The sequence below is a fragment of the Campylobacter concisus genome (assembly GCF_002914005.1).
Taxonomy (GTDB): domain Bacteria; phylum Campylobacterota; class Campylobacteria; order Campylobacterales; family Campylobacteraceae; genus Campylobacter_A; species Campylobacter_A concisus_N.
Map to the genome: position 1 here is coordinate 40,833 of NZ_POZU01000049.1, position 8,492 is coordinate 49,324.

General features: G+C 41.9%; 7 protein-coding genes. 4 read left to right on the forward strand and 3 right to left on the reverse strand.

The genetic code is table 11. The features are described from left to right. Window positions 1-37: 37 nt before the first annotated feature. From CYP54_RS05750 to CYP54_RS05760, 3 genes are read right to left on the reverse strand one after another with little or no spacing between them, the layout of a single operon-like run. Window positions 38-1,636, reverse strand: a complete 1,599-nt coding sequence (locus CYP54_RS05750; protein ID WP_103604534.1) for a flagellar hook protein FlgE — start codon at window positions 1,634-1,636, stop codon at window positions 38-40. 8 nt (window positions 1,637-1,644) lie between these two features. Then, on the reverse strand, window positions 1,645-2,352 hold the full coding sequence (locus CYP54_RS05755; protein ID WP_103604527.1) for a flagellar basal body rod modification protein: 708 nt from the start codon (window positions 2,350-2,352) through the stop codon (window positions 1,645-1,647). 8 nt (window positions 2,353-2,360) lie between these two features. Then, window positions 2,361-3,758 carry a flagellar hook-length control protein FliK gene (locus CYP54_RS05760; RefSeq protein WP_103604528.1) on the reverse strand — a complete coding sequence of 466 codons (1,398 nt, stop codon included), beginning with the start codon at window positions 3,756-3,758 and terminating at the stop codon, window positions 2,361-2,363. 161 nt (window positions 3,759-3,919) lie between these two features. Here CYP54_RS05760 and typA point away from each other — a divergent pair, with 161 nt between their 5' ends. The 4 genes from typA to CYP54_RS05780 all read left to right on the forward strand — a co-directional run bounded on the left by typA (window position 3,920) and on the right by CYP54_RS05780 (window position 8,252). Further along, window positions 3,920-5,722, forward strand: a complete 1,803-nt coding sequence (gene typA, locus CYP54_RS05765) for a translational GTPase TypA (RefSeq protein ID WP_072595308.1) — start codon at window positions 3,920-3,922, stop codon at window positions 5,720-5,722. A gap of 468 nt (window positions 5,723-6,190) precedes the next feature. Beyond that, window positions 6,191-6,631, forward strand: a complete 441-nt coding sequence (locus CYP54_RS05770) for a ubiquitin family protein (protein WP_258033676.1) — start codon at window positions 6,191-6,193, stop codon at window positions 6,629-6,631. Then, window positions 6,628-7,542 (forward strand): pyrroline-5-carboxylate reductase, encoded by a 915-nt coding sequence (proC, locus tag CYP54_RS05775; protein WP_103604530.1) that lies wholly within the window; start codon window positions 6,628-6,630, stop codon window positions 7,540-7,542. The genes CYP54_RS05770 and proC overlap by 4 nt, the downstream gene beginning before the upstream one ends. Before the next feature lie 20 nt (window positions 7,543-7,562). Next, window positions 7,563-8,252: a tetratricopeptide repeat protein gene (locus CYP54_RS05780; protein ID WP_103604531.1), complete on the forward strand. Its 690-nt coding sequence runs from the start codon at window positions 7,563-7,565 to the stop codon at window positions 8,250-8,252. The last annotated feature ends 240 nt before the right edge of the window (window positions 8,253-8,492 follow it).

Genomic DNA, 8,492 nt, shown 5'->3' on the forward strand with positions numbered 1-8,492 from the left:
TTCATTTTAAATTTTTAATCATCAACTAGCATAAAAATTATTTCTTCATCTGAATAGCAGTCTGGATCATTTCATCACTTGTTGTGATACTTTTTGCACTAGCCTCATAAGCCTTTTGCGTGACTATAACCTCACTTAGCGCTTGACCAAGATCGACATTACTCATTTCAAGTTTATTTGCAAGGATTTGTGAGCCATAAATAGTCTCACCAGCTTTATTTTTATAAAAAAATGCCTCACCTGAATTTGGAGTTGCTTCATAGAGATTATCACCCACTTTTGCCACACCTTGGTCGTTTTGGAAGTGATAAAGTGCTACTTTTGCTACGATAAGTGAACGAGAATTATCAAAATTTGCCATGATATTTCCACGGTCATCGACGCTATATTTTGAGAGATTTCCTTCGGCGTAGCCATCTGCTTTTATGACAAAGTCTTTTTTTGAATTGGCCGAGCTTGTTATGCCATTATAAATATTTTCATCACCATCGCCAAGAAAATTTAAAGCTACGTTTCCAACGCTTGTTAATGTATTTGTAACAAGCCTGCCGCTACCATCAAAAGTAAGTGTTCCCATAGCTGTATTTTGTACAACACCATTAGCATCAGTTATCGTAGCTGTAGCATTCCATGTAGTTTGGTTGCCACCTTGAGGGATTTGCTTTGTAAAATTTATAGTTACTAAGCTCTTTGTACCATCACTGTTATATATCTCTGAGCTTAGTTTTTCTTTATTAGCTACTTCAACTAGTGATGTAACTTCAGCTTTTACATCTAAGCTAGCAAAATTCATAAATTTTAGGCTTTTATTGTTTATATGCCAGCTGCCATCACTCTCTAGCGTGGTTGAAAACTCACTAATTTTACCATCACCGTCTTTTACTTTTACCACTACGCTATCGCCTGCTTTTGCACCAAATCTTGTCTGACTTAGTGGGATTTGTCCATTTAGTGAGATAGTTTTGTTTGTATTATCGAGTGTATAATTAAAATTTGCCGCATCAATGGCTGTTGTTTGCTTATCTGTTATAAGGTTTGAGTCTAGGTTGCCTTTTAAATTTATATTTTTTGTCTGCTTGGCTGGCATATATAAAAAATGAGGTAAATTTATACCTTTTTGTGAGCCAGTATCGCCTAGTTTTAGATCCTCTTCTTTTGCAGTAAATGCCTGCGTGGTACCTTTTGTTTGACCATATTTTCTAAGAGCATTAGCACTTGGAGTGACTGGAGTAAAACTTGTTAACGTACCAAGAAGCAGGTTGCCTTTATTATCTACTAAATTTCCAGCCCCATCTATATCGAAGCTACCTGTTCTTGTGTAGTAGTTTCTACCATTTTTATCAACGACACCAAAAAAGCCTTTACCGCCTATGGCTAGGTCGAAGTTATTATCAGTATTTTGAAAACTACCATTTGTCATCTTTAAAGCTGTCGTTTGTTTCGTAGCTCCAAGACCTACTTGATTGTTAGTTGGACCACTTCCAGCAGAAGCCATATGTTGATTGATTAAATTTTTAAACTCAGGGATTGAAGCTTTAAAACCTACGTTGTTGATATTTGAGATATTATTTGCCCAAACATCCATGCCAAAGCTTTGTGTTTTAATGCCACTAATTCCGTTGTAAAAACCTCTCATCATGGCTTTTATCCTTCGTAAAATTCAGATATTTTATCCATTGGGACATATTCGCCCGCGATTTTTATCATAGCTTTGCCGTCTACAAATTTTACTGCCTCAACCGGATAGCTACCTACTTGAGTCTTGTATGAATTACCATCTTTTCCAGTGTAATTAACAGAGACTGTATATGCACCATTTGGTAATTGTTTTCCAGAATCATCTTTGCCATCCCAAGATATTCTGCGAACTCCTGACTTTAGATCTTTTATATCGATTGAACGAACGACCTCTCCATTTGCATTTTTAATTTCAAGCTTACCATTTGCAAGATCTGATTTAAAATAAAGTGCAAAATTTACAGTTTTTTGCTCATCTGCTAGTAAAACTGAGTTTGAACCAGTTGAGACCATTTTGCCAAGGGCTGAGATAGCGTAGGCATTTGCATTTGATTTTAACTGATTTACAAGCTCTTTCATAGCTGAGTTTGTATTTTGTTGCATCTCTAGTGATGCTAGCTGACTAGTTTGCGTAAGCATCTTTTCAGTATCCATAGGACTTGTTGGGTCTTGATACTGAAGCTCTGTTAAAAGTAGCTTCATAAATGCATCTTTATCTAGCTGCGCATTTGGGTTAGTTCCTGTGCCAGCTGCTGCATCTTGCTTTGCTTTTGCCTTTTTCTCGGCGTTTTTTTGTTGAGTTGTTTGTGTAGTTATATCTGAAACTGAAGCCATGATCTCTCCTAAATATATCTTGGTATTACTAGCTCAAGCAAGCTTTGTTCCGCTTGAGTGTTTTCGCTCTCATCGCTTTGATTTGAACTGTATTTATTCTTTGCTTGTTCTTTTTTATCTTGTCTTTGATTTTGATCTGAGAAATTCATCTCAAGCTCGGTAAATCCCATATTTACAAGGCTATTTTTAAACTCGGCTTGATTTTGCAAAAAGAGATTCATCGTAGCCGTGGTTGAGTTAAAATTTACATGTAAGTTGTTGCCGCGATTTACCATCGTGATCTCAACCTCGCCTAAATTTAGTGGATTAAGCGTTATGTTAAAACGAGTGATCGGAGCTTTGTAATTTTGCACCTGCTCTTTTAGCGTAGAAGAGAAGTTACTAAGCGTCTCTTTTATCTCAGCCTTTGTTTGAAGCTGGTGTTTGGCGCTACTTGCTATGTCTTTTACCATCTGGTTTAGTTCTGACTTATTATCGCTTGAAAAGGTCTCTTCGGTTGGCTCACTTTTGGTCATCTGCTCTCTTTCAGGGAAGAGTAGCGACTCTAAAGTTGGGGCTTTTTGTGCCTTTTGCTCGTGTAAATTTACCTTTACTTTAGGCTCTTTTAGCTGCTCCTCTGGCTCAACATCCACTATCTCATCATCAAGCTTTACTTCGCTATCTAGCTTTTTAGGCTCTTCTTTTACTAAATTTTTAGTTTCATTAGTTGGATTTGTCACTACCTCTTTCAACAAAGTATCAAGCTTTACGACCTCTTTTGGTTCATTTTTGATGATGGTTTGCTCGACTTCATTTTTTAGCTCTTTTAGGTAAAAAGGCTTCTCTTCGGTCTTTATTGGTGTGAAAAATTCTTTCTTGCCTAAATTTTTAAACATCTCATTTAGTTTTGGCACATCTTCGTTTGAAATTTCTATATTTTCAAGGCCAAGATCAAATTTCTTAGCAAGGTCGATAAGATCACTAACGCTCTTAACGTTGCTAAGCTCTTCGACGTTTTCAGACACACTTAAGAAATTTGCTATTTTGTCGCTGAAATTTGGAAATTTACTTACTTTTTCATTGCCATTTAGAATTTCTAAAACTTGTAAAAGCTGCATAAAATTTGCATTTTCATAGAGCTCATTTTTTGTATCTTCGTCCAAATTTTCTTCAAGTGCGGCCGAAATTTTTGCCACGCTTTCGCTTTGAGCTTTTTGCAATGTCTCTTTTTGAGTGGTAACCGTTTTTGCTATCTCTTTGACATCTTTTTCAGTGATTTTTTGGCCGCTATTTGCCTTGCTCGCAGCTACATCTAAAACCATCGACAAAAATTCGCCGTTGTTTTGAGATTTTTTAGAAACAGATGGCTTTTTACCTCCAGTAGGAGCTAGCAAATCTACGTTGTTTTTCGCTGTATAAGCTTGCATTTAAACCTTTCAAATTTTTAAACTTAATGCCAAACATGCAAAATCTATTCCAAAAATTAATTTCTTGATATCAGCTTAAAATTTATAAAAATTTGGCTATAATCTGCCCCTATTTTAAAACTGACAAACGAAAAATAGCAAACTAATAAACGGAGAAAAATTTGGAAAAGATACGAAATATAGCCGTTATCGCACACGTCGACCACGGTAAAACAACAATGGTTGATGAGCTTTTGAAACAGTCAGGAACATTTAATGAGCATCAAAACCTTGGCGAGCGTGTAATGGATAGCAACGACATCGAAAGAGAGCGTGGTATCACGATTCTTTCTAAAAACACCGCTATTCGCTACAAAGATACAAAGATCAACATCATTGACACCCCAGGCCACGCCGACTTTGGTGGCGAGGTAGAGCGTGTTCTTAAGATGGTTGATGGCGTTTTGCTACTTGTAGATGCGCAAGAGGGCGTTATGCCGCAAACTAAATTCGTCGTCAAAAAAGCACTTTCACTAGGACTTCGTCCAATCGTTGTCGTAAATAAGATAGATAAGCCAGCAGGCGATCCAGACCGCGTTATAAATGAAATTTTTGACCTTTTTGTAGCACTTGACGCAAACGATGAGCAGCTAGAATTTCCAGTCGTTTATGCAGCTGCTAAAAATGGCTACGCAAAGCTAAAACTAAGCGATGAAAACAAAGATATGCAGCCACTTTTTGAAACTATCCTAGCTCATGTGCCAGCTCCAAGTGGCAGCGACGAGAACCCACTTCAGCTTCAAGTTTTCACGCTTGATTATGATAACTACGTCGGTAAGATCGGTATTGCGAGGATTTTTAACGGCAAGATATCAAAAAACCAAAATGTCATGCTTGCAAAGGCTGATGGCACAAAGACAACTGGTAGAATTTCAAAGTTAATTGGTTTTATGGGTCTTGAAAGAACCGATATTAACGAAGCTGGTACTGGCGACATCGTAGCGATCGCTGGCTTTGATGCGCTTGACGTTGGCGATAGCGTCGTTGATCCAAACAACCCTCATCCGCTTGATCCACTCCATATCGAAGAGCCAACCCTTAGCGTTGTATTTTCTGTAAATGACGGCCCACTAGCAGGCACTGAAGGCAAACACGTCACATCAAACAAGATCGATGAGCGCCTTGCAAACGAGATGAAGACAAATATCGCGATGAAATACGAAAATATCGGCGAGGGCAAATTTAAAGTAAGTGGTCGTGGCGAGCTTCAGATTACTATTTTGGCTGAAAATATGCGCCGCGAGGGCTATGAATTTTTACTTGGCAGACCTGAGGTCATCGTAAAAGAGATAAACGGCGTAAAATGCGAGCCATACGAGCTTTTGGTTATCGATGCGCCTGATGATACGACAGGCACAGTCATAGAAAAACTTGGCAAAAGAAAAGCGGAAATGGTCTCTATGAACCCAACAGGCGATGGCCAAACAAGGATCGAGTTTGAGATCCCAGCGCGTGGGCTTATCGGCTTTAGAAGCCAGTTTTTGACTGATACAAAAGGCGAGGGCGTTATGAACCACAGCTTTTTGGAGTTTAGACCACTTAGTGGAACAGTGGAGCACAGAACAAATGGTGCTTTAGTTTCGATGGAAAACGGAGTAACGCTTGCTTATTCGCTATTTAACTTGCAAGATCGTGGTGTGCTTTTCCTTGATCCGCAAGCAAAAGTCTATGTAGGCATGATCATCGGCGAGCACAGCCGTCCAAACGACCTTGATGTAAATCCTATCAAGGGCAAAAACCTAACAAATGTGCGTGCAAGCGGTAGCGACGATGCGATCAAGCTTGTACCACCTAGAAAGCTAAGCCTTGAGCGCGCGCTAGAGTGGATAGAAGATGACGAGCTAGTCGAGGTTACGCCTATAAATATCCGCGTTCGCAAGCGCTATTTAGATCCAACAGAACGCAAAAGAAAAGCAAAACTCTAATCAAAATTTGTCATCTAGCCCCTTTGTAAAGGGGCTAATAATTGAACTCTAAAAACAGCAAATAAATTTCTATAAATTTCTCATATTTTTTTGCATTATTTATTTAAGTTGGCTTTGTTCAAGACGAAATAGAGCCACTCTCTCTCATCTAAAATTTATCAACCTTAAAACCATTTTTACTTTAAAATACCATACTTACTTTTCTATTTTTACTTTTAATATAATCAATATGAAAATGCCTAGTTTATGCTAAAATCGGCGAAAATTTAAAGGAAACCGATGAAAAAACTAAAATTTATCTTTGCTCTCGCCGCGGCGTTTATTTTTAGCGGCTGCTACGAGACTACGCTGCTTACTCGCGTGCCGATCTCCGCGCTTGTTTCGGACAAAGGCGCGGACGTGAAATCAACGATTGTGCTAACGGGTATAACTCCGCAGACGCACGTTACGAAAACGGTAACGGACAACGTGCGGGTTTTCGTCCCGGACGCTAAATTTAAGGACTTTCCGACCGGAGAAACCGCCTATGAGATGAGCGTTAGCGTCGGCAAGGGCGAAAAGGGCGGCAAAAACTCGGATAAGCGCGCCGTGCGGATATATCTAAGCCAAGACGGCGACGTTTACGGCAAGCTTAGTAAAAACATGCTCGAGCAGTACGCGGGCGCGGCGAAGCAGAAAATGGAGCCGACGCTAAAAGCGGCGATCAAATTTGAAAACGACACGAAGGATGTCTATGAGCTGGTCGTGGGCAACGATTTTAAGGCTAGCGACGAGGCGCAAACGGGCGGCGTTTATACCTTGGCGCCTGGGCAGGTTACGGGTGCGATCTGGGCGGATAGCGCGGCGGTAAATACGGCGATCGCGGGCAAAGCGGTCAAAATCGGCACTCTAAAAAAGACGGCGAAATGAAAAACGTAAAAATCGGCTTCATCGGCGGCGGAAATATGGGCGGCGCAATGATAGAGGCGCTTTGGCGCGCGCAATCTGACGAAGCGGACACGAGGCGAAGCTCGGCCGAGGACGAGCGAAAATCCAGCGGCGGTAGCGAGGCGCAAAGGGCGGAAAATTTAGAGCAAACGGATAAAAACGCGAGTCAGCGCGAACGTGAAAAAAAGACGAAATTTGAAATCCTAGCCTGCGCCAGAAGTAAAAACGAAGCCTTGCGGCAAAGATTTGGCATAAAAATAGCCGCAAACGAAACGGATCTAGCGCGCGAAGCGGACGCGGTCGTGCTGGCTACTAAGCCCGCTAGCTACGAGGCTATTTTGCGCCTGATCGCGCCCGAGCTTGCGGGCAAAATTTTGCTTCTTTTGGCGCCGAATTTTGACATAAAACGCGCTAGGCAAATCGCCGGCGAGGGCGTTTATATCGCTCGCGCGATGCCAAATATAGCAGCTTGCATCGGCGCGTCGGCCACGGCTCTTTGCTTTGACGCTGGATTTAGCGAGGCCAAGAAAGAGACCGTGCGCGAGATAATCGCAAAAATCGGTAAAATTTACGAGATAGACGAGACCGGTTTTACCGCATTTACGGGCATCGCAGGTAGCCTGCCCGCGTATGCGTGCGCCTTTATCGAGGCTGCGGCCGATGCCGGCGTGCGGGGCGGACTGCCTAGGCAGCTTTGCTACGATGCCGTCTGTGCGGCCGTGGAAGGGACGGCGCGTCTGATCCAAAGCGGCAAGCACCCTGCCGCGCTAAAAGACGAGGTCTGCTCGCCGGCGGGAACCACGATAGAAGGACTTGCCGCGCTTGAAAACGGCGGATTTCGCGGCGCCTTGATGCAGGCCGTCGCCGCTTGCATCGCCAAAGCGCGGGGTTAGGCAAATTTTTAAGGATAAAAATGAAAAATTTATTATTTTCGCTACTTGCGGCGTTAAATTTATTTGCTAGCGAGCCCGGCCTTTCGCCATTGCTAGCCGCAGATACGCTAGAAAAGCTCAAAAAATGCAAAAATCCCGACCTAAACGCCACCAAAGAGTGCGTGCAAGCGGGCATGGTAGCTGCTAACTTAAAGCAAGACTACGGCGCGGCGGAGGGGCTATTTAGCTTAGCCTGCGCCAAAGGAGACGGCGAGGGTTGCTTTTATCTGGGCGAACTTTATAAAAATAACCTAGTAAAAGCCGCGGATAAGAGCGAGCGCGAGACTAAGATTAGCGCATATTACAAGGCTAGCTGCGTCCTTTACGAGTATTTGCCCAGTTGCTTGGTACTAGCAAATTTCATGCAAGAAGAGCTGGGCGACGAGGTGCAGTCGTTTGCGATAAACAATACCCTATGCAACAAAAAATACGCTCCCGGATGCTACAACGTGGGCTGGATGATAGAGCGAACGGGAGGCGATATAGGCGAGATGATGGAGTATTACGAGCGCTCGTGTAAGCTAGGCTACGCAGGCGGCTGCGCGCGAGCGGCGTGGCTGTATGAGGGAAATTTCAACGAAAACAGATACGAGCAAGTAAAAAAAGACGCGAAAAAGGCAAAGCAAATGCGAAAAAAGGCGTGCGAGCTAGGCGATAAGCAAAGCTGTTAAATTGACAATAAGGCGTTTTGACAAAAATTTTAAAACGATAAAACTCTAGAAAGTCTTAGCATAGCCAGCAATGTAGAGTAGTAACTTTTAGTATATTTATAAATACTGTAAGAAATTTACTAATTTAAGTTTTTAAGTTTATAAAAGCTCTACCATACTTTTATAGTAGCTAGTGAAGTAAAGTTAAATTTTTACTTCACTAGACTCAAAAGTAAAATTTTTACAGAGCTTGTGTTTGCT